At 47.9% G+C, this 22,583-nt stretch carries 29 protein-coding genes, 2 pseudogenes and 1 riboswitch; of the genes and pseudogenes, 17 read left to right on the plus strand and 14 right to left on the minus strand.

Features of this window, described 5'->3' with window-relative positions:
- Positions 1–52: 52 nt before the first annotated feature.
- From ACOTYN_RS23350 to ACOTYN_RS23370, 5 genes and pseudogenes are all read left to right on the plus strand, one after another.
- Positions 53–217, plus strand: a pseudogene (locus ACOTYN_RS23350) (oxidoreductase); the annotation flags it as partial.
- A gap of 17 nt (positions 218–234) precedes the next feature.
- Entirely contained in the window at positions 235–2,172 is a 1,938-nt protein-coding gene (locus ACOTYN_RS23355) for a putative bifunctional diguanylate cyclase/phosphodiesterase (RefSeq protein WP_014882707.1), read from the plus strand.
- A gap of 238 nt (positions 2,173–2,410) precedes the next feature.
- On the plus strand, positions 2,411–2,668 hold the full coding sequence (locus ACOTYN_RS23360) for a YjhX family toxin (RefSeq protein WP_014882706.1): 258 nt from the start codon (positions 2,411–2,413) through the stop codon (positions 2,666–2,668).
- 10 nt (positions 2,669–2,678) lie between these two features.
- On the plus strand, positions 2,679–3,449 hold the full coding sequence (locus ACOTYN_RS23365) for an SAM-dependent methyltransferase (protein WP_032637381.1): 771 nt from the start codon (positions 2,679–2,681) through the stop codon (positions 3,447–3,449).
- A gap of 296 nt (positions 3,450–3,745) precedes the next feature.
- Positions 3,746–4,213: a GNAT family N-acetyltransferase gene (locus ACOTYN_RS23370; protein WP_071922555.1), complete on the plus strand. Its 468-nt coding sequence runs from the start codon at positions 3,746–3,748 to the stop codon at positions 4,211–4,213.
- A 272-nt stretch (positions 4,214–4,485) separates the two neighbouring features.
- Here the strand turns inward: ACOTYN_RS23370 and ACOTYN_RS23375 are convergent, their stop codons facing one another.
- The 10 genes from ACOTYN_RS23375 to ACOTYN_RS23420 all read right to left on the minus strand — a co-directional run bounded on the left by ACOTYN_RS23375 (position 4,486) and on the right by ACOTYN_RS23420 (position 9,968).
- Positions 4,486–4,848 carry a DUF5983 family protein gene (locus ACOTYN_RS23375; RefSeq protein ID WP_332959281.1) on the minus strand — a complete coding sequence of 121 codons (363 nt, stop codon included), beginning with the start codon at positions 4,846–4,848 and terminating at the stop codon, positions 4,486–4,488.
- 48 nt (positions 4,849–4,896) lie between these two features.
- Positions 4,897–5,091: a hypothetical protein gene (locus ACOTYN_RS23380; protein ID WP_332959279.1), complete on the minus strand. Its 195-nt coding sequence runs from the start codon at positions 5,089–5,091 to the stop codon at positions 4,897–4,899.
- 11 nt (positions 5,092–5,102) lie between these two features.
- A complete protein-coding gene (locus ACOTYN_RS23385; protein ID WP_332959277.1) occupies positions 5,103–5,435 on the minus strand; it encodes a type IV toxin-antitoxin system YeeU family antitoxin in 333 nt (110 codons plus the stop codon).
- Positions 5,436–5,447: 12 nt separating this feature from the next.
- The gene (gene radC, locus ACOTYN_RS23390) at positions 5,448–5,924 is read right to left on the minus strand and encodes a RadC family protein (protein WP_332959275.1); all 477 of its coding nucleotides are present in this window, start codon (positions 5,922–5,924) and stop codon (positions 5,448–5,450) included.
- A gap of 10 nt (positions 5,925–5,934) precedes the next feature.
- On the minus strand, positions 5,935–6,375 hold the full coding sequence (locus ACOTYN_RS23395; protein ID WP_332959273.1) for an antirestriction protein: 441 nt from the start codon (positions 6,373–6,375) through the stop codon (positions 5,935–5,937).
- Positions 6,376–6,444: 69 nt separating this feature from the next.
- A complete protein-coding gene (locus ACOTYN_RS23400) occupies positions 6,445–6,675 on the minus strand; it encodes a DUF905 domain-containing protein (RefSeq protein ID WP_332959271.1) in 231 nt (76 codons plus the stop codon).
- A 21-nt stretch (positions 6,676–6,696) separates the two neighbouring features.
- Entirely contained in the window at positions 6,697–7,521 is an 825-nt protein-coding gene (locus ACOTYN_RS23405) for a DUF932 domain-containing protein (RefSeq protein ID WP_332959269.1), read from the minus strand.
- Positions 7,522–7,634: 113 nt separating this feature from the next.
- Complete coding sequence (locus tag ACOTYN_RS23410; protein WP_312293096.1) at positions 7,635–7,910, minus strand: DUF905 family protein; 276 nt, start codon at positions 7,908–7,910, stop codon at positions 7,635–7,637.
- Entirely contained in the window at positions 7,907–8,578 is a 672-nt protein-coding gene (locus tag ACOTYN_RS23415; RefSeq protein WP_332959265.1) for a hypothetical protein, read from the minus strand. The genes ACOTYN_RS23410 and ACOTYN_RS23415 overlap by 4 nt, the downstream gene beginning before the upstream one ends.
- Positions 8,579–8,759: 181 nt before the next feature.
- Positions 8,760–9,968, minus strand: a complete 1,209-nt coding sequence (locus tag ACOTYN_RS23420) for a hypothetical protein (protein ID WP_332959262.1) — start codon at positions 9,966–9,968, stop codon at positions 8,760–8,762.
- A gap of 362 nt (positions 9,969–10,330) precedes the next feature.
- Between ACOTYN_RS23420 and ACOTYN_RS23425 the strand changes: the two genes are divergently transcribed.
- The 8 genes from ACOTYN_RS23425 to ACOTYN_RS23460 all read left to right on the plus strand — a co-directional run bounded on the left by ACOTYN_RS23425 (position 10,331) and on the right by ACOTYN_RS23460 (position 15,783).
- Positions 10,331–10,498, plus strand: a complete 168-nt coding sequence (locus ACOTYN_RS23425) for a hypothetical protein (RefSeq protein ID WP_199981140.1) — start codon at positions 10,331–10,333, stop codon at positions 10,496–10,498.
- A 6-nt stretch (positions 10,499–10,504) separates the two neighbouring features.
- Positions 10,505–11,449 (plus strand): glycosyltransferase, encoded by a 945-nt coding sequence (locus tag ACOTYN_RS23430; RefSeq protein ID WP_332959259.1) that lies wholly within the window; start codon positions 10,505–10,507, stop codon positions 11,447–11,449.
- A gap of 224 nt (positions 11,450–11,673) precedes the next feature.
- Entirely contained in the window at positions 11,674–12,966 is a 1,293-nt protein-coding gene (locus tag ACOTYN_RS23435; RefSeq protein WP_332959257.1) for a hypothetical protein, read from the plus strand.
- Between the two features lie 311 nt (positions 12,967–13,277).
- A complete protein-coding gene (locus tag ACOTYN_RS23440) occupies positions 13,278–13,517 on the plus strand; it encodes a helix-turn-helix transcriptional regulator (protein ID WP_332959255.1) in 240 nt (79 codons plus the stop codon).
- 272 nt (positions 13,518–13,789) lie between these two features.
- Positions 13,790–14,374, plus strand: a complete 585-nt coding sequence (locus tag ACOTYN_RS23445) for a rolling circle replication-associated protein (RefSeq protein WP_332959253.1) — start codon at positions 13,790–13,792, stop codon at positions 14,372–14,374.
- Between the two features lie 204 nt (positions 14,375–14,578).
- Entirely contained in the window at positions 14,579–14,884 is a 306-nt protein-coding gene (locus ACOTYN_RS23450) for a hypothetical protein (protein ID WP_332959251.1), read from the plus strand.
- 9 nt (positions 14,885–14,893) lie between these two features.
- Complete coding sequence (locus ACOTYN_RS23455) at positions 14,894–15,115, plus strand: hypothetical protein (protein WP_332959249.1); 222 nt, start codon at positions 14,894–14,896, stop codon at positions 15,113–15,115.
- Between the two features lie 95 nt (positions 15,116–15,210).
- Positions 15,211–15,783, plus strand: a complete 573-nt coding sequence (locus ACOTYN_RS23460) for a hypothetical protein (RefSeq protein ID WP_332959247.1) — start codon at positions 15,211–15,213, stop codon at positions 15,781–15,783.
- Positions 15,784–15,935: 152 nt separating this feature from the next.
- Here ACOTYN_RS23460 and ACOTYN_RS23465 read toward each other — a convergent pair whose 3' ends face one another.
- The gene (locus ACOTYN_RS23465) at positions 15,936–16,388 is read right to left on the minus strand and encodes a GNAT family N-acetyltransferase (protein WP_332959245.1); all 453 of its coding nucleotides are present in this window, start codon (positions 16,386–16,388) and stop codon (positions 15,936–15,938) included.
- Positions 16,389–16,619: 231 nt separating this feature from the next.
- Positions 16,620–16,681: riboswitch (Fluoride riboswitch) on the plus strand.
- 87 nt (positions 16,682–16,768) lie between these two features.
- Between ACOTYN_RS23465 and ACOTYN_RS23470 the strand changes: the two genes are divergently transcribed.
- From ACOTYN_RS23470 to copC, 4 genes and pseudogenes are all read left to right on the plus strand, one after another.
- Positions 16,769–18,100, plus strand: coding sequence for a voltage-gated chloride channel family protein (locus ACOTYN_RS23470; protein WP_332959242.1), 1,332 nt, complete (start codon positions 16,769–16,771; stop codon positions 18,098–18,100).
- The gene (locus ACOTYN_RS23475; RefSeq protein ID WP_332959240.1) at positions 18,097–18,465 is read left to right on the plus strand and encodes a hypothetical protein; all 369 of its coding nucleotides are present in this window, start codon (positions 18,097–18,099) and stop codon (positions 18,463–18,465) included. Before ACOTYN_RS23470 ends, ACOTYN_RS23475 begins: the two co-directional genes overlap by 4 nt.
- Positions 18,466–18,672: 207 nt before the next feature.
- Positions 18,673–18,834, plus strand: a pseudogene (locus ACOTYN_RS23480) (helix-turn-helix domain-containing protein); the annotation flags it as partial.
- Between the two features lie 58 nt (positions 18,835–18,892).
- Positions 18,893–19,264 carry a copper homeostasis periplasmic binding protein CopC gene (copC, locus tag ACOTYN_RS23485; protein ID WP_332959238.1) on the plus strand — a complete coding sequence of 124 codons (372 nt, stop codon included), beginning with the start codon at positions 18,893–18,895 and terminating at the stop codon, positions 19,262–19,264.
- Positions 19,265–19,360: 96 nt separating this feature from the next.
- Here copC and ACOTYN_RS23490 read toward each other — a convergent pair whose 3' ends face one another.
- The 3 genes from ACOTYN_RS23490 to ACOTYN_RS23500 all read right to left on the minus strand — a co-directional run bounded on the left by ACOTYN_RS23490 (position 19,361) and on the right by ACOTYN_RS23500 (position 22,116).
- Complete coding sequence (locus ACOTYN_RS23490) at positions 19,361–19,621, minus strand: DUF2534 family protein (RefSeq protein WP_332959236.1); 261 nt, start codon at positions 19,619–19,621, stop codon at positions 19,361–19,363.
- A gap of 56 nt (positions 19,622–19,677) precedes the next feature.
- Entirely contained in the window at positions 19,678–21,732 is a 2,055-nt protein-coding gene (locus ACOTYN_RS23495) for a TonB-dependent copper receptor (protein WP_332959234.1), read from the minus strand.
- A gap of 81 nt (positions 21,733–21,813) precedes the next feature.
- Positions 21,814–22,116, minus strand: a complete 303-nt coding sequence (locus ACOTYN_RS23500; RefSeq protein ID WP_371886262.1) for a DUF2946 family protein — start codon at positions 22,114–22,116, stop codon at positions 21,814–21,816.
- Positions 22,117–22,583: the final 467 nt, after the last annotated feature.

Here is a 22,583-nt window from a genome sequence, read left to right on the forward strand (position 1 = left end):
GCAGCGGGCATCGTTAACTTAAGATACAAAAGCTGTCCGGAAATGGCGGGTCAAGATCAACGCCATACTTGCCTTAAAGGTCAATGGCGAATATATGCGCATCCGCTACAAAGGCCCGTCGTTCATTGTTTACCCTTATGACAGTCTTCCTGAGTTGAATAATCAAATTTATTATTCGCGTTCAGCATGGCAGGTTAGCAAAATGAAGATTGAGTAGCAGTTCAGGAGAACATAATGAACAGGATACTGGTTGGTATCATTTTTTCTCTTTTTATCACGACAGGATATATTGCATTCCTTGTTTACGATCGACAGCAGGAGTTGCAAAAACTGACTCAATACACCGAGTCCTGGTCCGTGGCTCAACTGGTATCAGAGTATTACCGATTTGAATCATGGCTTGGTCTATACGCAACCGATACCGATGACGTTACGATAGACCAGGTCCGCATGCGTCTTGAAATTATGCTAAGCCAGAGCGATTTAATGAACGGCGGGGATTTAGGTCGCTATATTGACAGCGATAAAATGCACCAGGAACTCGCTTCGCGTTTAGAGAAAATACTGGCGTATCTGGATGGCAATCTCGAAAAAATGAGCCATTCGGAGTTACAGGCATACCTGAAAAATATGCATATGCTTGATGCGCCGCTCAGCCAACTTTCGGCCACGGCATTAACAAAAGATATTAATACAGTTAATGAATCAAACAGAAAAATCCAAATCCTGTATTATATTTACTCCGCACTTTCATTACTTCTGGTGATTTTGAGCTTTATTCTGGGCTTTTTAATGATCTACCAGAATAAAAACATTCTCAAAGCCCACATGCAGGTTAAAAGCCTGGCTGACGAACTACAGATATCAAAAGAAACGCTGCAGATTCAGAACGCGAAGCTGGAGTATGATGTTTATCATGATTCCCTGACCGGTATGAAAAACCGCCTTTTCTTCTGGGACGATCTCAACAAAATTAATCTTCAGGCGGATAAAAACCATATCCCCGTCACGGTGATGTTATTTGATTTAGACCGGTTTAAAGAGGTCAACGATACCTATGGTCATGATGCCGGAGATTTACTGCTGAACCAGGTCTCCCGCCGCCTTACCTCAATGAGCAGTGCGACGGATACGTTTTACCGTTTGGGTGGCGACGAGTTTGCCCTTCTCTCCAGCGGCCTGACGGAAAGCGCTGCGGTTTCGCGCGCCAAAGAGATCAGCGATCATATCAGCCAGCCCTATACGATTAATAACCAGCTGATAAAAATTGCCACCTGCGTGGGTATTGTTTTATCGGATAACGAACGACGCTCTGATTATCTTTACAAGTTTGCCGATCTCGCCCTCTACGAAGCCAAAAAAGAGGGCTCGCAGCAGATAAAAGTCTTCCGTCAGTGGATGCTGCAAAAACTGCAGGAAAGCAGAACCCTTGAACATGATATGGCGCTGGCGCTCGATCACCATGAATTTGTGGTGTATTACCAGCCTATTGTCGATGCATTCAGCAATGATATTTACGGCTATGAAGCGCTTATTCGCTGGATACACCCGCAGAAAGGAATACTGTCGCCGGATTACTTTATCTCTGTTGCTGAAAAAACAGGGATGATCAATGAGATCGGTAAAAATGTGCTTGAGCTTGCCTGCCGGGAGGCCGTTTCCTGGGCGGTTCCGGCACGGATCTCGGTGAACGTCTCGCCTGTTCAGTTAGGCACGAAATCCTTTACGGCGATGGTGCAGTCTATTCTGAAAGAGACTGGGCTACCGGCCAATCGCCTTGAGTTAGAAGTCACCGAGTCTTCACTCTTCAGTGACAGCAACACGCCAGTCACTATTCTCAAAAAGCTCAGATCGCTGGGGGTAAGAATTTCGATCGATGATTTCGGTACCGGGTATTCATCGCTCTCACGGCTCAGTGAACTCAACTTTGATAAAATCAAAATAGATAAATCCTTTGTGAATCCCATATCCACGCAAGATGAAGCGCTGAATATCGTTAAGCTGATCGCCGGTATGGCGAAGAGTCTTAATATGAGGGTCATTGCAGAAGGCGTCGAAACCGAAGCTCAGCTCGAACGTCTTCAGGCGCTTGGCTGCGACCTCGTGCAGGGCTATCTGTTCGGAAAACCGCAGGCTGAAGTCGACAAAAAAATAAAAAGCGGTGCAGCGTGATCCCACCGGGATCACACTTTTCAGCCGTGGGTATTCACATCCCCTCACCAGCTGTTACCATTCACCCCGTAAATACCTTTCAACTCAACCCGAGGCTTTGATGCTGGAGAATGTCATCATCCGATAATCAGCTCCCCGACCTTTCAGGCCGGACTGATTATCAATGCGCCGAAATCGAATGCGGGCACCGCTGTGTGTTTGCACGTTTTGCACATGATGATTAAACAGGTTTTCCAGTATGAATTTATCCCGTCAGGAACAACGTACCTTACACGTTCTCGCCAAAGGTGGCCGTATTGTGCACGTCCGCGATACGTCCGGCCGCGTCACCGCCGTGGAATGCTACAGCCGCGAAGGGTTGCTGCTGTCTGATTGCACGCTCGCCGTCTTTAAAAAACTCAAAACTAAAAAGCTGATCAAATCCGTTAAGGGTCAGCCCTACCGCATCAATACCACCGGGCTGAACAACGTTCGTGCTCAGCCTGACAATCGTTAAGGAGAGGAATATGGATATCCCACGTATTTTTACCGTCAGCGAAAGCGAACATCGCATTCATAACCCCTTTACGCCAGAAAAGTACGCCACGCTGGGCCGCGTGTTACGCATGAAGCCAGACACGCGCATTCTCGATCTCGGCAGCGGCTCGGGAGAGATGCTTTGCACCTGGGCACGTGACCACGGGATTACCGGCACCGGCATCGACATGAGCCCGCTCTTTACTACGCAGGCCAAACTGCGCGCAGAGGAACTGGGCGTTGCCGAACACGTTCAATTTTTTCATAACGACGCGGCAGGTTACGTTGCGGATGAAAAATGTGACGTGGCGGCGTGTATTGGCGCCACATGGATTGCAGGTGGCGTCGCCGGAACGATGAGCCTGCTGGCACAAAGCCTTAAGCGCGGGGGAATCATGCTCATCGGCGAACCTTACTGGCGGCGGCTTCCCGCAACGGATGAGGTCGCTCGGGCCTGTGGCGCCTCGTCCATCGCAGACTTTCTCACCCTGCCCGACCTCGTCGCCTCTTTCGATCGGCAAGGCTATGACCTGGTGGAAATGGTGCTGGCCGACCAGGAAGGCTGGGACCGATACGAAGCCGCGAAATGGATGACGCTGCGTCGCTGGCTGGAGCAACACCCTGACGATGACTTTGCGCAGGAGGTGCGAGCGGAGCTGAAAAGCGCGCCTGAACGCCATGTGACCTACACGCGGGAATACCTCGGCTGGGGCGTGTTTGCGTTAATGGCACGACAGGAGGACGTTTGCGGTACCGCCTAAAGGGGAAACCGGATCACACAGAGTATAAATCGTTGTCGAAACCCGTGGGGTAATAGTCTGATGGCGTGTTTATGCAGAAGCCTGAAGAAACAGTGGATGACCAATTTTCGTTGTCCAGGATATTGCCTCACTTTCGCCTGCCCTTACCGCCCCCTCCGGGGCGGTAAGGCTTTTTTGCCTTGTGAAACGCCCTGACTGGTCAACTCCTGGTTCCCAGTTCTGAACGAATGAGGCATTACAAGTTGGTAGTCGAATGATAAGGTAGATTTCCCTCTCTCTACCGGGATGAAGCCAACGTGAGTATTTCAGACAACTATGAATGGTATAAGAATGACTACCTGGTGAGTACAGACAGAGAAAAGCTGGACGTGCAGGCCATCCATCAATATCTGACGAGATCAACCTGGGCAAAAGGTATTCACCTGGACATAGTCTCTTCCTCAATAGAAAACAGCCTTAACTTTGGCGTTTACCATAATGGAAACCAGATTGGTTTCGCTCGTCTGATAACGGATTATGCAACCTTCGCCTACCTTTGCGATGTTTATATACTTGAAGACTATCAGGGTGAGGGGCTTGGAAGATGGGTTATGGAATGCATTCACAGTCACCCCGTGTTTGAGCCGCTTCGCAGGATCATGTTATTTACTACCACCGCGCCCTGGCTTTATGAGAAATTTGGCTACGAGCCCGTTAACAGGGAAAACTATGCCTGGACGATTACGCGGCCTGATATTTATACGGGTGGGGAAAAACAGGGTTGAGATTAGTTGACCGCTAAAATGCTCGGTAAAATTGATAGGATTTTGAATTACAATGTCACAAATACGGCACAAGGGGAGAATGCGGTTTACTTGAATGTAAGATAAATAGTCGATTTAGATGGTGCGATAATAGGAACATAACAAGACATATAAAACCACTGAAAATAATAAACTTTTTCACATTCGATCTTCAAACATGCCCCCTTTAATGCCCCCACATTGATTTTTACCACTTCAGCAGGGGCTTTTTCATGGATATCTTGCACAACGAATCACCAATCGAAATGCTCCACTCCAGGCAGCACCTCTCCGGCAGCATCAAGATGGATAGAGTTGATCGCATACTGGTGGGATAGCATCAGGATCAATCGACGACACGCTTTCGACAGGCCTAGTCGTTTCAATCTGAGCACTGGGCATTGCCAGGCACTGAGCCGGAGCAAGTAGCCCGTTCCGGTAAAGTGAATCCACTCCGCATCACTGTATTCAGTCTGATCATGCGACAGTTGATAAAACCGTTCGTTGTCCTGATCCGTTATGTGAGCAGTACTGCACTGTATGCTGGTAAAGATGCAGTGCAGCGGGACGATGTAAGAGCCCCCCGACTTAGCATTCGGTTCAGTTAAAAACTGCATAAAATTAACTCCTGTTTAAATAAAGTTAAATACAGCTAATTCGGATTTTTACCCGTAAAGTTTGCAGGCAACAACGAAATATTTATTACTGGCTTCAAACCAGGTCCAGATATCAAAAACAGGTGTTCCGGCGTGGAAGTGAATAAAAGGCTCGCTGATGACCAGCATCCCCTCTCCTTCCCTGACGGCCATGTTTCCCAGTTCCCGCCATAAGCTATTCAGGCGTGTCATAGGGACAGGCATCGCTGCCTCCTTTATGCTGATGACGGAGTTGGATAAACAGAGAGATACACGTACCCGCAACTCCCCAGTGTATCGGCCTCACAGGTCAGCCCATGGTGATAAAGGGTGACACAGTGCGGGTGGCGCGGATTAAGCTCACCGGTGGAGAGCATCAGTTCCAGTTGTTTCATCATCAGGGGAAATGCCCGATCGAGTCGCAGCGCCTGCTCTTCGGTAAACAGACCGTTAAAACCGGCTCGATCAGCCAGAAAGTGCAGGCGGCTCTTCTCCTGTACGAGCCTTGCGCCAAAGCGCGGTGAGATGCTGCGACATAATCCCCATTGTTGTAAGTCATTTGATGACATTGTTATTCTCCTTTATAACCAGCCACGTTCTGCAAACGAACTCACCGTCATCCCCCCGACAATGCAGTGGTCCAGCACTCTGACATCAACCAGCGACAGTGCCTTCACCAGCCTGTCGGTGATTTGTCTGTCAGCCTGGCTGGGCTCCGCTTCGCCGGAAGGATGGTTGTGCACCAGAAGTAAGGCAGCCGCGTTATGACGCAGGGCCGACTTCACCACTTCACGTGGATGCACCTCCGTACTGTTGATGGTGCCGCTGAACAATGTTTCGCATTCCAGCAGACGGTGCTGGTTATCCAGGTACAGCACCATAAATACCTCACGCTCCAGGCCGGTCATTTTCAGACGCAGCCAGTCACGAACCGCCGCAGTGGACGTAAACAATGCCCCCGGCTCACGAAGATGTTTCTCCAGTAATGAGAGTGCTCGCTGAACCGTACGACGGGTTGTAACCGGCAGTGCCGGTGACGCTGTTAATTCGAAAGTCATACCTTTTCCCTCAGTCAATAATCTGCAAAATGGCGCTGCATTCAGGATGCTGAAGGGCGTAATCACGCAGACGGTAAAAGTGGTCACACATCATGTCACTGCCCGTATGCCAGGCATGGTGGTTCAAGGCCAGCAGACAAACGACGATACCTGCCGCTTCATTACCGAGGATGGCGCTGTTACCGTTAAGTGGGTTAAACAACGACCATGCTCCGTCACCGTCCAGGGCAATAAAGGCTCCGCCGTTACTGAGCGTGAAGAAATTCCAGATGCCACCGGTATAGTCCGCGCACAACTCGTCCATCCGGCTAAAGACACGTGGTTCCAGTAATATCCACTGAGGAACCGTGCCGAAATTCTGAGGCCAGAAGCTGAGACGTTGTTCATCAGGGATAAGCGTGGCGGTTATAGCATCCGGGACAAGAGAAGTATCAGGAAGTGCAATATTCATGGTGCGTTTCTCCGGAAATAAAAAAGCCAGCCGGTAAGGGCTGGCGGGAATAAGGGGACGTTAAGTCAGTCAGGGGTTACGAATACCGTAAGAAGTGATGTAACAGTTAAGTAACAGTCCGGCTTCTGGCTCGAAGTTCCATGCCCGCCAGACCATCGTGCCGTTATAGCGTACGACCAGACGAAAATGTGTCCCCTGGTCGTCTTCGATAGCGACGTTATCATACAGCCCTGTGAGGGATGTTGCCTGGTGGCGGGTAAACGGACCGTCGGGGAGGGATAAAGCAGGTTCGGTATGCACGGGTATGTCTCCGCTCCGGTATCAGGACTGACCGAGCAATGACAGCATATTTTCAGCCATCACCCACAGGGCGCGATTGAGCTTCACATCGCCATCAATACCTTTAATTGCACGGGTATGTGTGCGTCCTCCTTTTGCATTGCGGCCGTTCAAACCACCTTTAATCAGGTTCTCCTGAATACGCTGGTAAGTCGTCCACAGATCTCCGGACTCATCCTGCCAGCGACGAGGGGTCAATACCTGTGATTCCGTCACGGGCTGATGCTCCTCGCCAAAGCGATATGTCAGTGCAGCTTTTGCCAGTACCTGTTGTGCTGGTGGCGGAAGCATAAGTGACTGCATGGCGTCGCGTTTTTCCTCCACCCTGTCAAACACCCCAAGCACCTCGTAAGCCCCTTCGATAACCCTCTCCACCACGTTGCCTTTATGCGGTACTCGCACTTCGCCAAACGACTCACCGCAGACCAGACCATTGCTACAGACTGCCCGAAACAATCCCGGCAACATCTGGTAAGAACTGGAACCATCATGACTATTCAGCAGGATAATTTCCGGCACCTGTTTGCCGGTGATTTGTCCTTCCCGGCGCAGGCGGAGCATATGTTTTGTATGCTCCCGCTTGCTCTGGTCACTAACCTTTGTCTGGCAGGCAAAGAACGGCTCAAAGCCTTCACGCTGCAGATTTTCGAGGATGGTGATGGTCGGGATGTAGGTATAACGGTCTGAACGAGATTCATGCTTGTCACTCCCGAATACGCTGGGAACATGAGTCATCAGCTCTTCGTGGGTCAGCGGACGGTCACGACGTATCTGGTTAGTGTGGCCAAAGCGGCTGGCTAATCGCATTATGTAAACTCCTTGATAAATGGCATAAACGCAGACAGGCCATATCCCTGAAAGGAAGCATGGCCTGGTGGTTTGCGTGTTTATGGGGGAAAGAGTGATAGTGGTGGTGGCTGCTATTGCTGCCGTGGAAACGACCTTTGATTGTAGTCAGTAGCAGGAGCCATTGGGATGCCGTTGCTGGCAATATAGCGGTTGAGCATCACACCAGCCTCCGGGGCAAAATTCCAGTCGCGCCAGATAAGCATGCCGCTGTTGTCGCGGATAACCAGACGGAAATGGGTACCCTGGTCATCCTCAATGGTGACATTGGTGTACGCTGCAGCAATCGCTTCGGCCTGAGCGCGGGTGAACGTCCCTTGCGGCAACGAGGGAACCTGATGATTTCTCATGATATCCCTTGTCCCGGGTAAGGTGACAGAAACGTGGTGCAGGCAATTCGGCCAATTGTGCGGGTGGTGGTGACATCCACCGCCCCGCTGACCATGCCACCGGCCAGTGGCACCAGACGAATAAACTGACCACCGGTGCGCATACCGGCACGGGCAGCCATCAGCACCAGGGTTTTCTCCACAATCCTCCGTGTGAAGGGGCGGGTCCAGTTCTCCATCGCCTGTAACGCCACTTCCTGCAACAGCGCTTTGGCAGCGTTACCGCACAGACACAGCCCGGCGAGTGCCCGGATACGTTCATCAGCCAGATTGCGTTTGCCAAGGCAGGCGATGGCTGCCACCAGTCGGGTCTGGAGAAACAGTACGCTGGTGATGTTCAGCGGCAGCGTGACGGGCATCGCCACTACCCCGCCCACACCGGATAAAAAGCCGGTACTGCCCGCCTTGACGCTCTCCCAGCGGATCATCGCGTGGGCGGCTTTCATCACATCCCCCTTCGCATCGGCGAGATAGCGTTCAGCGAGGGTTTCAGCCGACTCGATCCCGGCAATCCCTCTGACGGCTTTGTCATAGAGCCAGCCCATCATTGCCTGAATACTGCGGGGATTGTATTCCTCTGCAGGTATCTCATCGTCATACTCAACGTCAATCTCATCGTTATTTTCCATTCGTTCTCCTGCTTAAACAGTGGATAAAAGAAAGGCCAGGGACATCGCTGTGATGAGCCTGGCCGGTGGGGGTGCTGTCAGCGGCATAAAAAGAACAGGCCACGTCCCATGGAGGGATGTGGCCTGCTGGTGTATTGTCCTGTCATGGCGGGGTTATTACTGTGGTTAATGATTTTTACGGTCAGTTCAGGATGAAGTGTTCACCCATTTTTTCGTTGTCGACGTGACCGTCCTGAGGAAGCTGGCGGGTATCGAACGTCAGACGGGTTTTGCACTCATGAGCCGAAACAAGGTCACCGTTTTTGTACACCCGAATACCCTGAAACTCTTCATGACCGGTGTCTTTACTCAGCAGAATGTAGTCATAGACACCTTTGTTAAAGCGGATGTAACTGGCAGACCCCATGCCCAGCGGTGCGTGATAATGGAAGGCCTTCACGCCGAACAGCCCTTCAGTTAACTCCAGATCGGGTTTATCGTTTTTATCCGTGTAGGTGTAACGATAATCCTGCCCTGTAGCGGCAAAGACTCCCACATTTTTCCCGTTATCCAGGGTGCAGAACGCATTTACCGGGAAATCGGCAGACTGCTGAGCTGTCTGCATCTCTGGTTCTGTTATTTCAGTAGTACTTTTTGATACACGATTTTGTGCCGCGAGGCGGCGGGCTTCGTTTGCCGCTTCTGCATCTTTTTGTGCCTGGCTACCCGGGCCATAAAGATTTTTACTGGCTCCGTCTCCATGGAACCCACCTTTTCCGGAACCTTCAGCAACGCCCGCTTTTGGATTGTAACTGGCAGCTATTTCCGGGTCTGCTTCGCGTGAATATGCCTGCCTGGATTGTTTATGCCATTGGCCGTTTTCATCCTGTTTGTAACCCATCTTTCCCATGTCCTGTTTGTAACCCATCTTTCCCATGTCCTGTTTGTATTCTGACTGAGGATCGAAATCTGTCACCTTCTGATTAATCACTGAGCCGCACGCGCTGGCAAAATCAGCGGTACTGAAGGTAAAAGAAGAACCAAACGTGCTCACGCTGACTTTTTTGTTTTCTTTCAATGAATTAATGACTGACTGAATATCACGGGTTGCCACAGTTGTCTGCACAGCCTGGTACTGGGACTGGCTGTTACACATCACGCTGGATGGATAAGAAGTGCTATTAATCCTGAAATGACTACCGGCAAGTTCAGTAGTGCCACGACCGCCGCATTGCGGCTTATTCTCAATAATACCAATCGTTGATGGCTTAACCCGTAGCAGAACCTGGCCGTCATCGCTGTACGACTGGCAAAAGGTACCATTGACGATCCATGCGGCAGAGGCATTAAACGCCGCCATGCTGAGCATAACAGCCAGCAGGGTTTTCTGATGTGGACGGTATTTTTTCATTCAATTTCTCCTTTTTTATGACTGAACAGGAAACGGGCTTGTTTCCCTGAATGTTTTTACTTCCTGAAACTGCTCATCACCTCGCTAATCAGCGGGAAACTTTCATCCTGTCCTCTTCATTGTCGATGCCCCTTCCGGGCCGTGGAATTGACCCGACCAAAACCCATGCCATGGTGCGTGCAATCGGCAATATCATGATCGTTTTTATCGATCGATTTGATATAATTGATCTGTATAATCAATTAATATTTTTGTAAAGACAACCCATGCCCGGCGGTAAAACGTTGTTAACGGCATGTTTTTATAAAGGTTTACCCGGCTAAGCGTGAAGCTGCCTGATCAAAAGACATACAGGGGATGGAATGAAAAGATGTGCAAGATGTAACAAGAAAAGGGGCGTCATCAGCCGCCTGTTTGGGCTTGATAAGGAATACTGCGACGAGTGCTTGTTTGATACTGAGCAGGAAATCAGGGAAAAACGCATCCTCCCCGTCAGGCGTCAGAAAGATGACAGCGAAGGGAAAGCGTAACCCGATATGCAGCATAAAATTGATATCAGCGTCATTATCCCTGTCTTCAATGCGCAGGCCACTATTGGCTATCTGCTACACGAACTCCTCAGCGAGTTGGCACTCAGCATTGAGGTGATTGTTGTGGATGATGGCTCTACCGACGAAACATCGACCATACTCAGCGCCATCACCGATGAGCGGCTGATTCTTGTTCATCAGGAAAATCAGGGTGTATATGCTGCAAGAAATGTAGCACTGGCAGTACACCGGGGTGAATGGGTGGTCTTTCTGGATGCGGATGACCGGATTAAAGAAGGTTTTCTCCGGGAGCGACTGAAGAGCACGCGGGAGAACCAAGCCGATGTTGCCCTTTTCAATGGCTGGCATACCAACAGCAGTTGCCTGCAGCGGCGACCAGTTCATCGCAAACAGCCTAGTGGTCACGCGCTCAACGGGCATGCCTGGATACAGCATTGCGTGGCGCAGAAAGAGTGGCCGCATTACCTGTGGCTGCAGATGATTCGCTCATCTTACATCAGGAAGAATAATCTGCGTTTTCAGGAGGGTAAAAGTCACAAAGACATTCTCTGGACGATTAACCTTGCCGCTGCAAACGGTCTGTTTTATTTCGCCGACAGGAAGGACTATTTCTACATCACTAACCCGGCATCGATTACTCACCGTCAGGACTACTACGATATCCGTGCACACAGCTACATTGATGTCATCGGCGACATTCTCGTACTCTCATCTCTGCCACAGAACCATGCAATCAGAACATCCCTGAGAAGGCATGCGCTGGTTGAGTGCCGTCATTTTCTCGGGTTGTTCCGACGTAAGATTGCCAATCGGCAGGCTGCCCGACAGTTGTTCAGGCAGCGAATCGCGCTGCGTCAGTTGGTTGCAGGGGTCAGCAGCCTGAGCGATGTCTTTTTTCTGCTGAAATTCGTGGTAAAAATTTATCTGTGATCCCCTGGATGGATTTTGGAGGATAGCTTGTTACGACATTCCGACACGGGGTTGTTTTCGTTGCTGGCGCGAACTACCAACTGTCATATGTGATGCTCCTGAGTTAATTAGGGAAGCCTGACTGTTATTCTTTACTAACCCCAGAAAATTAACGTTGAAAAATTAGCAACATGCTGTTCATACAGGTAATATAGACGTGAAATTTTCTGGAGCAGGATCATCAAATGACAAAAAATACTGGAGAGTGCAAAAATAAAAAATGTAAAAAACCTATTTCCGAGTATGGGGAGGCCAATAAAAATCGTTATTGTGAAGAACATTATCAGTTATCTGTAGAAAAAAACAAAAAAAACCTTCAAAAAAGAATAAGTAAAATTGCTGACAGAACCATATCCATTAAAAAACTCCGAAAAATAGAAGACTTAATCAGCGATGGCAAGATCAAAGAAGAGATTGAGAGAAAAAAAATAAACAAAAAATGGACATCTGAAAGTATTAAAAGGAAAAGTGATGTTAACGACATACTAAAGTCGAGGGAATGGAAAAACACACAAGAACTCATCAGGAGAAGAAATGTTTTTTGTAATAAAAAAGAATTCATGATTTATGTTCAGAATGTATTTCAACTATATTCATTAAAATTACTATTTAGCAGAGAATATCTAAATAAAGATAATACATATAAAAAGCATGTAGAAACTCCACTGGTAAAATTCATTCCCGTTATTACAATTAAACTTGAAGTGGCTTTTACATTCAACATTCAATCCAGTGTTAGCATGAGTAGTGATGATGTCATTTTAGTACCTGAAAGAATAAGAAAAATGATAACACTCAAAAAGGCATTGCTTAATAAGAAAAGAAGAGGTTATGTACCTAAAGATTTAAATGACAAAAGCAGCAAAAGAAAAGCAAAAGAATTTAAACTTAAGAAAAACAAGATAAAGAAAAAAAGTAATAGTATCTATCAACAGATAAAACGTGAAAATAGTCTGGAGGATGTCATTTCATTTATGGATAGCATAAGGGCCAATTTAAAACACGAACACAGAAATATCTTTAACACATTTCCGCTTTTTTTTAATAATCCAATAGAAAAGTCTTTACCTTTTTTCCATTTAGCACAATCTCAATATGTTAGAATTTTTAAAGAAGACGCTGAAGATGTTTTTATTTCACTAGAAAAAGAACTATCTACTTTTGGTATTTATTTAGAGGCGTATGGATTGCTAAGTTCACACGAATTAATGTCGGGAAGAGCGATTGGTAATGATCTGATAAATAAAACCAGACAATGGATTGAAAATGAACAAAAGGAGAAAAGTGACCTTTACAATATCATGGTAAATATACAGACTGAATTTGAAGTTGTATTTAAAATAAAAATAAGCGACAGGCGTATATTTTCAAAAATGTACAACTCATATTTCAGTGAGGATATCGTGCAAGTTTCACCCATAACTGGCGAAATAGAGGCCATAAGAAAAAATAACAATAAAATTAATTTTAAATTTTAAAATAATTGTTATTTTTAATTTCTCATTGTATTTATTCGCAAAAAACACGTGTTTTATGCCGCATGGTTGCTGGTTCCTCTCCCTTAAGCTATTTTTCTAAAATTAATATCCCCCTCAGTGAAAGAGGCTAATTGAAATAGATACATTTCAACATTCTCGCCTGATAGCTGAAATACGTACCATCTGAAATCATTTTCGGTTCACTGAAGTAAATGTTTACATCCAACGTTATGGTATGAGAACGATGCCCGTTCCCCTTCGTTGACCGCAGGCATCTTCTCCCGAATCCACTCATTACGGGAGCTTCTACCATGGCAACTACATATAAATCAGCAGCAGACAACAAAACGAGCATCACGACATTGCTGGACGACCAGCTGGTGGACATGGCGTTCATCACAAACTTTACAGGCATGACGGATAAGTGGTTCTACCGGTTGATTTCCGAAAATGCGTTTCCAGCCCCCATTAAGTTAGGCCGTAGCTCACGTTGGCGTAAAAGTCAGGTTGAGGCGTGGCTGCTGGAACGGATGAAACTCTCTGAGGATTAAAACTTGCAAGATTGGGCTGTTCTACTCGATGAATGTAACGTGGATGGCAGGCAGGATTAATTTGGGTTTTTTAATTTAATTAATATTCACTCCTGTAAATTAACAATGGCTCACTCCTGTAAATCACAATAAATCAATCCTGTAAATCTATTAACACCTAATCCATTATTTATCAAAAACCATCTACTCACTCTCTAATAGTCATTATCAACTCTTGATTCATTCTGCCATCGGAAAATTAATTCAACCCACAACTAATAATGAGTCTAACTATGCATACTTCAGGAAAATATACTCCCGGCTATTCTTCAGGCTGGTTCCTGACATCACTTCTCAGGAATCATATCAATGAAATGATAAACAGGTACGCCTGCCTGCGGGCTTTACGTGTTGATTTATTTTATAAGCGTAATTCCTTCCGTTTTCGGCATTCCGATCATCGACAGCTGGAACATGAAGTACGGATCCTGATGCAGGAAATGATGAAACAAAAAGGAATTGTCGGGTATTTCTGGGTAATTGAATGGACAACAGACCATGGCTGGCATGCGCATGTAGCATTCTGGTTAGATGACCACATCACACAAACCACTTGGCCAACGGCTAAACAGGCATCAGCCATCTGGAACACGATAACAGAACAGGAAGGCGGCTTTTACCGCTGTGAATACAAAGAAAACTACCAGGCCAATATCAATATCCCGGTTTACTATAACGATCCATCCAGTATTGAGAATATCCATCAGGTCCTTGGCTATCTCGCAAAAGAAGAGCAGAAAGACGGATTTTACCTCTATGGTTGCAATGATGTTCCTCCACGCTCAGCGGCAGGGCGTCCACGTAAGCTAGGCCCCTGATCCTACGGCGACGCAACTGGCTCGGCATCCTGTACAAACCCCGTTATTACGGCGACAAATAATGTCCTCGCAGTCGTGACTGAACCTGCCCCAGGAAGCCTGACGTTCCGACCTGTACTGAATCAACAATTCCACTACTCCATTTACAACCGGTAGCTCTCCTGCCGGGTATTTCTCATACCTGTCAAACAAGGAAAATCAAAAATGAAACAGCCAGAGAACACGATCACGGTAAAAGTGGCGGAATACCGTTTATACATCACCCGACTAAGGGTCTGCCAGGATAGCTTGTCTGGATGTTGCAGTGACGCCGAGCGGCGTGGCTGGCGCCTGAGAGCCCTTGAGCAGTTAAGTAAAACCTCACTGCTCTACTGCCAACGGGCAAATTCTGCCGATACCTGCAAGTTTCAACAGGCCTGTGAAGGTCTCCAGCAAGACATCAACAGAGTTTTACCAGAAGGCCAGTGGTGCGGTGATTTGTTTGGGCAGGGGATGCAGGCAAAATTTTGAGGTATCTGTATGAAACAACAACCGACTAAATACGCGGTCGATGAATTTGGCTATCTGGTCAATGCAGAAGATTTTCGCTATCCCTCATTCTGGAAACTGTACTGCTTCTACTGCAAGAGTCCGGTAGTGCTGGTTCTTGCCCCGAACGGGCAGGTATCGCATTTTCTGCATGATGAAACCTTTATTGCATCAGCCGATTTCATGGCATGCCCGAACGTGGAATGTTCCTAACCGCATTAACCCGCGTCAAAAGCAGAAAACGACTTATTCGGCCACAACGTCCCCTTTTACACACGCCCCTATTTCCATTATTGAAAGAGAAACTGATGAACAATTGCGCTGAAAATGAAGCGTTAAAGACGAACTCTGATGGTAACAATGTCATGCTTATTCGTAGAGTGTTGCAGCAGGCGACTGATCATTACCCACGGCTGGCTGCGCTGGGGTTTACTTTACAGTATGCGAATTGCCACTCCTGCGACAACGTACAACAAGGTAATGCCCAGTTGCTACGTTTTCACGCTGAAGCCTATTGCAGAATTGGCGAATATTCAAAGATACGTATTGAAGCGGGTAAACCGTCTCAGCCTACGCTTCTTCGCAGGTTGTGGGAGGCTGAAAGTATTTCAACATGTCGGATGATGATGCTATTCAATCAGGCTGTTTGCAGTCATCCCCGACATGACTCTTCAGCAATGGATGGAATCCAGGAAGTCATGTCGTTGCTGGTGGCTGCATGGCGTGAAGTAGAACCGGACGGGGAATTAACGGAAATAAAAGCACATCGGGTAGAGAGAACGATGCCAACAGCTTTCGATAAATGTTATGCAGAGTTACGAGATGCAGCATTGCAAATGACCTCACCTGTTGCTTTTGCCAAGAGTTGTCCGACAATATAGTTATTACATCCCGTTTTTGCTGAGTTCGAAGTTCTACCCCTTATGTATCGAGCTTTTTCTTATTTGACTTTAAAGATCACTTGTTGAGTGATTTAGATCCCGTTTTACGTCTGCTTTGTGCCAGAAGAGGAAGTTCGCTCCGATAAATGCAATCAGTATAATGCTTTTGAGAAACAGACAGCGTCTTCTCTTCCTATGTATGGACCATAATTATCAGTACGCACATATCCATTTTTCTCATAAAAACTGACGGCCCGGTGGTTGATATGTCGGGTTTCTAGTTTCATTTCTCGATATCCCAATTGCTTTGCAGAGGTTTCCAGAAAAGTAAGTAATGCACTACCCACTCCTGGCTCACTTCGATCTGAAAACATTCTTTTAAGCTCAGCTATGTTTTGCGTTAATGGGCGGATTGCACCGCATCCTATCGCATCGCCATGTGCGTTTTTGGCTAATGCCCATACTGCTGCGTCATTGTTCATAGCTTCAACGGTGAAGTTAGTTTTGCCACTATCTCCAGTAATAGCGGCAAGTTCTGCAGACAGCATCTCGATCAATCGATGAGATTCTGAAGAAAATGGGTCTGATTTCTCTACTGTTATCATGGTCATATCCTACAAAGGCAGTTCAACCAGAATATAGTACCCCGCTTGAAAAGGCATCATCTTGAAATAAGTAATGGGCAACACTGTTCCGTGGCTTTATCGGGGGGCAATGCTCATTGCAGATCTTCGGTCCCCAGCAGATCGTCCGCTTCGTGCCAAAAACGGACATTAATACATGGGGGTCAACAATGGGTGTGAATTCTTCTGCTGAATCGATTACTGTGCTAAGATAACCCCACAGGGGATGGCATTCCCCCTTGAACCGCCATGTGGCTAATGATGCCTGCATTTATTCCCGGACCGGGAAGATGCAGGCTTATCGTTTTATCAGCCATGCAGCGTTGTGTGTCCGGGATGATTAATCATCTGAGGATGCTTCAATGCGCTCAAATCATTTCCTGCTCAATAATTCAATCAGTTCTCTTGCGCAATGGCTTGGCCTTGCTTTCCTGATCGCAGTGCTGACCGGCACAGCTTCTGCGTTCTTTCTGTTTTCCCTTGACTGGGCTACGGCGACCCGGCTCAGACACGATTGGCTTATCTGGCTGCTTCCCGTTGCAGGATTTGCCGTGGGATGGGTTTATCTGCGCTACGGAAGTTCAGTAGAAGGCGGGAATAACCTGGTGCTCGATGAAATTCATGATCCCCAAAAAATTATCCGTATGCGCATGGCCCCGCTGGTATTTATCGGCACTGTTGTTTCGCATCTCTTTGGTGCTTCTGTTGGGCGCGAAGGGACCGCAGTACAGATGGGTGCCTCCATAGCCGATCAGTTTACTCGCATGTTTGGCCTGACGCCTGATACCCGACGCATTGTCCTGATGGCCGGTATCAGTGCCGGTTTCTCATCAGTATTCGGCACCCCTCTCGCGGGTGCCATTTTTGGGCTTGAGGTTCTGGCCGTAGGGCGGATGAATTACAACGCATTAATACCGTGTATTTTCGCTGCCATTGTGGCCGATCAAACTGGATTATCATGGGGAGTACATCATACTCATTACACCGTCTCGTTTATTCCTCATATGTCTGCCTGGGCACTGATTGCTGTAATCATCGCCGGCGGGCTCTTTGGTCTGACTGCCAGGGCTTTTGCCAGCGCAACACATGCCATCGGCAGTTTCATGAAGAAGACTATCCATTATGCGCCACTGAGACCGTTCATTGGCGGACTGGTAGTGGCTGTGTCGGTTTTTTGCCTGGGTGCTGATCGCTATATCGGTCTGGGTATTCCCGTTATCGTTGACGCCTTTCATCAGCATCTGGCCCCATGGGATTTCCTGGGAAAACTGGTATTTACGGTCACTTCTCTGGGCGCAGGTTTTAAAGGTGGAGAAGTCACACCGCTCTTTTATATTGGGGCCACACTGGGTAACGCGCTGGCTCCAGTGCTGCATTTACCGGTCAGTTTTCTGGCCGGGATTGGCTTTGTGACCGTCTTTGCCGGAGCTGCGAATACCCCTGTGGCTTCAACACTGATGGCGATTGAGTTATTTGGCTCTGAGATGGGCGTTTATGCTGCACTGGCCTGTGCTGTTGCCTGGCTGATATCGGGTTATACCGGCATTTATCGGTCCCAGCGCGTAGCCTGCCTGAAACATGGCTTCGTGCCAGAGTATATTAAACTTGCTGATGTCCCTGACTGGTTGGCAAACAATCTAAAGTCCCGGAAACCGAAAAGCAGCGAAACCTGTTCGGCAGAGGTGAATAAGTGAAGATGGAAACGCTATCGACTCTACGAATCTATATCCCGTCAGGCACCAGGGTAAAAGCATCGGGATTTATGAAAAAACTTACCGCTCCTCCATTGAGCCATTATCTGCTGCGTCAGGCCAGGGCAGAGGGAGTACCTCAGGCTATCATCCACAACGTAAGTGCAGGGTATCTTATCGGGATGAAAATAAGCTATTCCCACCATGAAATTAAAGCAGGTGTTCACCCGGAATGCCTTGAACTGATTGGGTATGTAGCTGAATTAAAAAAATTCATCGCTGATTATGACGAGCATATCGAAGGATTGCGCTGCATCATCTCAATGTCTGAGGAACACACCATCATTTCTGAAGAAGTATTACCATGAATGAAATAAATCAGTTGTAATAGCTCGGATAGCTCTGAATCACCATGGGTTCAAAAGCAACTGCGTGCAAGTAATTGGCTGGGATTAGCCCATTACTTGCAGACACTGGCAAATATCATGAATGTCCGTTATTCGCTCATAGCTGCCCGTCATGCCTACTCAAAAAACAGGCTTAACGTAGGATACGTTCCGTTTTCCAAGCGGCCCCCTTCAACCTTCAATGAAGAACAGCAACGGGCAGTGATTGATCGTTTAAACGCCGGAACCACCATCAGCGCAGTTGCCCGGGAATTTAATACATCCCGGCAAACAATAATCCGGGTTAGAGCGGGTAATCAGAAACGCAATGCTGTATTACCGGATTACTGAATGCTTATAATTGAGATACCGACCTGAATCAGATGTAAACACAACCGATGGAGTAAAAATGAAAATACCTGCAATTTTTCCGGTCTTAGTGATGGGGTTGTCCTCATTCTTTGTATCCCAGCATGCGATGGCGCATGCTCATCTTAAGACTGCTGTCCCCGCCGATAAAGCTGAACTTACAGAGTCCCCTAAACAGCTGGCATTGAGCTTTACAGAACCTCTTGAGCCCTCTTTTTCCAAACCGGAATTAAAAAATGCAGATGGCCATATTATTCCTTCCGGTAAACCAGCCCTTGATCCAAAAGACAAAGCGACGTTAATAGTGCCTGTGAGCACGAAGCTCGATAAAGGACAATATGAAGTCGACTGGACAGCTCTTTCAGTAGATGGTCATAAAACACAGGGAAAATATACTTTTACTGTTAAGTAAAAGGCCGAAGTCGACATGTATCGTGCCAGTGTAAATGACACGATACATTTTTGAGTGCGCCTACGTTCCGGTTGTGAAGAACAAACGCGCATTCAGTTATTCTGAATCATTTTTAGGGCCGAGAAAGTAAAACCCAAAAGGCAGCGACCCCACAATGGTGAACATAAGGCTGTAAATGGCCACCCATGCGCCCTGGATGATAAACAGGGATGTGTCCCAGGTATCCATCGGCAGATTGTACTGGTCTTCCACGCCCTGGAACGCGGCTTTTGACACCACGCATACCGCAACGATAAACACACAAGCCACAGCAATAAGAAACTTTTTCCCTTCCGGGGTTTTGAGAATTTTCAACATAACGATTTCCTCATATTTTCTGAATAAACAACCCGGCCCTTTCGAACCGGGACCGGTCAGAATGTCACATTAATTTTGCCCCAGAATGTTCTTCCTGGTTCGTTAACGGAGGTATTGGCGGAGTAGCCAAAGCTACTGTTACCCGCCAGGTTGAGATGCTCGCTGTAATCCTTGTCCAGAAGATTATCGACACCGGCGCTCACTTTAAAGTACTTGTTCACGCGGTAAGCTGCATTGGCGGAAACCACGGCAAAACCGGCGCTGCTGTCAAAATCTTTGCCCACCACGTTACCTTCATTAATCGCCACCCGATGCTGGCTACTGACCAGACGTAACAGCCCGGTACTGCTCCAGTTGCCACTTTCCCAGGACAATCCCAGGCGGGCTTCAAGAGGAGGCATTTGCGGAAGGGGTTTACCATCTTCCGTGTTTCTGCCCCAGGAATAGGCCAGACTGGCGTCGGTTTTCCAGCTGTCGGTCAGCTTATAGCTGACACCGGCTTCCCCTCCCATGATGGTGGCGTTGATGTTATCGACCTGGCTGATATATGCATCGTTGGGATCGTAGCGGAAAAGGATAAAATCATTTACGCGACCGACATAAGCAGAAACCCAGGCGTTTGTACGTTTGCCGGAATACTGTGCGCCAATATCAAGCTGGGTCGTTTTTTCGGTTTTAACTTTATCAAACGCGTCTGAGGTGCCGTCAGGCCCATAAGTGGGGGAAAACAGTTCCCAGTAGTCCGGGAAACGTTCTGTATACCCAAGCCCGGCATACAGCATGAGCGGCATTTCTGCGAGAGTATGCTCGAAACGTACAAACCCGGCAGGAAGGGTGTCCGTTCGCTCTGAGGAGCCTTTCCCGGAAAAATTATCCACGAGGACACGGTCAAGGCGAGCGCCCCCCACTACCTTGCTTGAATCAGTGGTATTCCAGGTGAGTTCACTGAAGAGACCATAATCATGGAAACGGGCATCTTTGACCCAGCTGTTATCCATTTTATTACGATGGGTATTCAGCTGGGTATCGGCGCCGCTTTTCAGCTCCACATCCGCCCATTCCCACGTGCCCATCACACGACCGCCCACAGTACGTCTGTCGACTTCCATCGCCATTGGCATATTCATGTCCATTGACATGCCGGCATCCATTGAGTCACCCATGCCGCTGTCTGTCATTCCTTCCGACATACCACCGTCGGGTGAACGAAGTGAATAGTTATCCATAATGTGGTCGGCGTAGTTGTAATAGACATTCGCTTCAAATTTCTGGAATACCTCCCCGATATTTGATTTTTCGAACCTGGCACCCAGGCTTTCTCGCCTGAACTGGGAGCCATCCATACTGCGCCCTGCATAACGCGATTCCCCGTCTCCTTTCCCTGCCGTCAATTCAATCAGGGTATCTTTATCAGGCGTCCAGCCGAGCGCCATATCGCCGTTCCATTTGTCCCATTTTGAGGGGACGCGATCGCTATTACCATCCTTATAGTCATCGGAACGTGATTTGTTACCCATCAGGCGTAAATATCCCTCTTCGCTACCCAGGCTGATATCCGCATTCTCATCCCAGCGATTGTTCGAGGCAGCAAGCAGGCTGGCATTTCCCTGTACGCCGGGTTTATCAAACCGCGGCTGCTCGCGATCGAAACGAATTGTCCCTGCAGAGTTACCCGGTCCCCACAGGACCGTTTGCGGCCCTTTGGTCAACGTCAGAAGGTCAAAACTTTCCGGGGAGATATAAGAGCTGGGGGCATCCATTCGGGCCGGACAGGCACCCAGCATTTCGCCATTATTGGTCAGGATACGCAGACGCGATCCGAACATTCCGCGGAAAACCGGATCGCCATTTGTGCCACCGGCCCGTATCTGTGAAAAGCCAGGAATGGTTTTCAGGTAATCAGATCCATCACTTGCCGGGACAGGCTGACGAGGTCTTTTTGGGGACGTTACAACCTCCAGCGGCGATGAGGCTGGAGCCGTAACAACCATGACGGAATCATCCTCCATCGTTGCGTGATCGTGGCTCTCCTGGGCAGCAATGGCATTCGTATGGAATGTCATCATAATCAGAACTGCAAGAGGGGGACGTACAAAACGTTGAGTTTTCATTATTTGCCTTACTGTTTTTCTGGCGTAAGCAAGCTTCCTGTCCTGAGACAGGCAGCAAATTACGTCTATTTTTGTGAGTAATTAATTCGCAGAAAGAAAAACAGCAGGAGGAGCGCGGGCACGCAGAGGTGCCCAGTCGCGGAAAATCGGTGAGAGAATGGCCTGCAGAGGAAGAGACAGACGAACGCAGAGTAACATCAGCCAGAGCATTATCGTCAGCATGAACTGGACAAATGGCAAATGAATCAGTAGCTGACAGTACCCACAGGCAATTTCTTCCATTGGGGACATAGCGTGTCCCGCCATCATGCGATGAACCATGATGAAGTTTTGTTCGCAGTGACCCGGCATAGCCATGTCGTGGTGCATTTCTGACATAGTCATACCATGATGCTCAGGCATGGTCGTCGAAATCGCTGAATTCACACAACCGGAATGGTGAGCTAAAGATTTAGATATGACAGGCGCAATGAGCAACATGGCTACTGAGAGCAATGCCATACATGCTGCAATGAAGAAGAAACGATTTCGCCCGTACAAAATGTTACCCGGTCATGACTATATGGGCGTTAGTGTATCTTATTTGATTTGCAAATGTTAACAGAACTCACCTTTTTGCTCATGATTGAATAATCTGCTGACGTGGTATGTTGAGGTGCTGGCAGTCTGTCAAAAGAGTATTGAACAGCGGTAAATTCGCAACGGCACGTTTCATAGAGGCAGACAATAACATCCGCTTTTAGCTCCGAGCTGTCTGTCATGCTGTTTAATAAATAGGCTTAGCGTAGGATGTTTAATGAGATGGTCACTCCCTCCTTCCCGGTACTATGCTGAGGACAGGCTTTCATTCG

This window comes from Enterobacter cloacae complex sp. IR5458, assembly GCF_049238025.1.
GTDB classification, from domain to species: Bacteria; Pseudomonadota; Gammaproteobacteria; order Enterobacterales; family Enterobacteriaceae; genus Enterobacter; species Enterobacter kobei.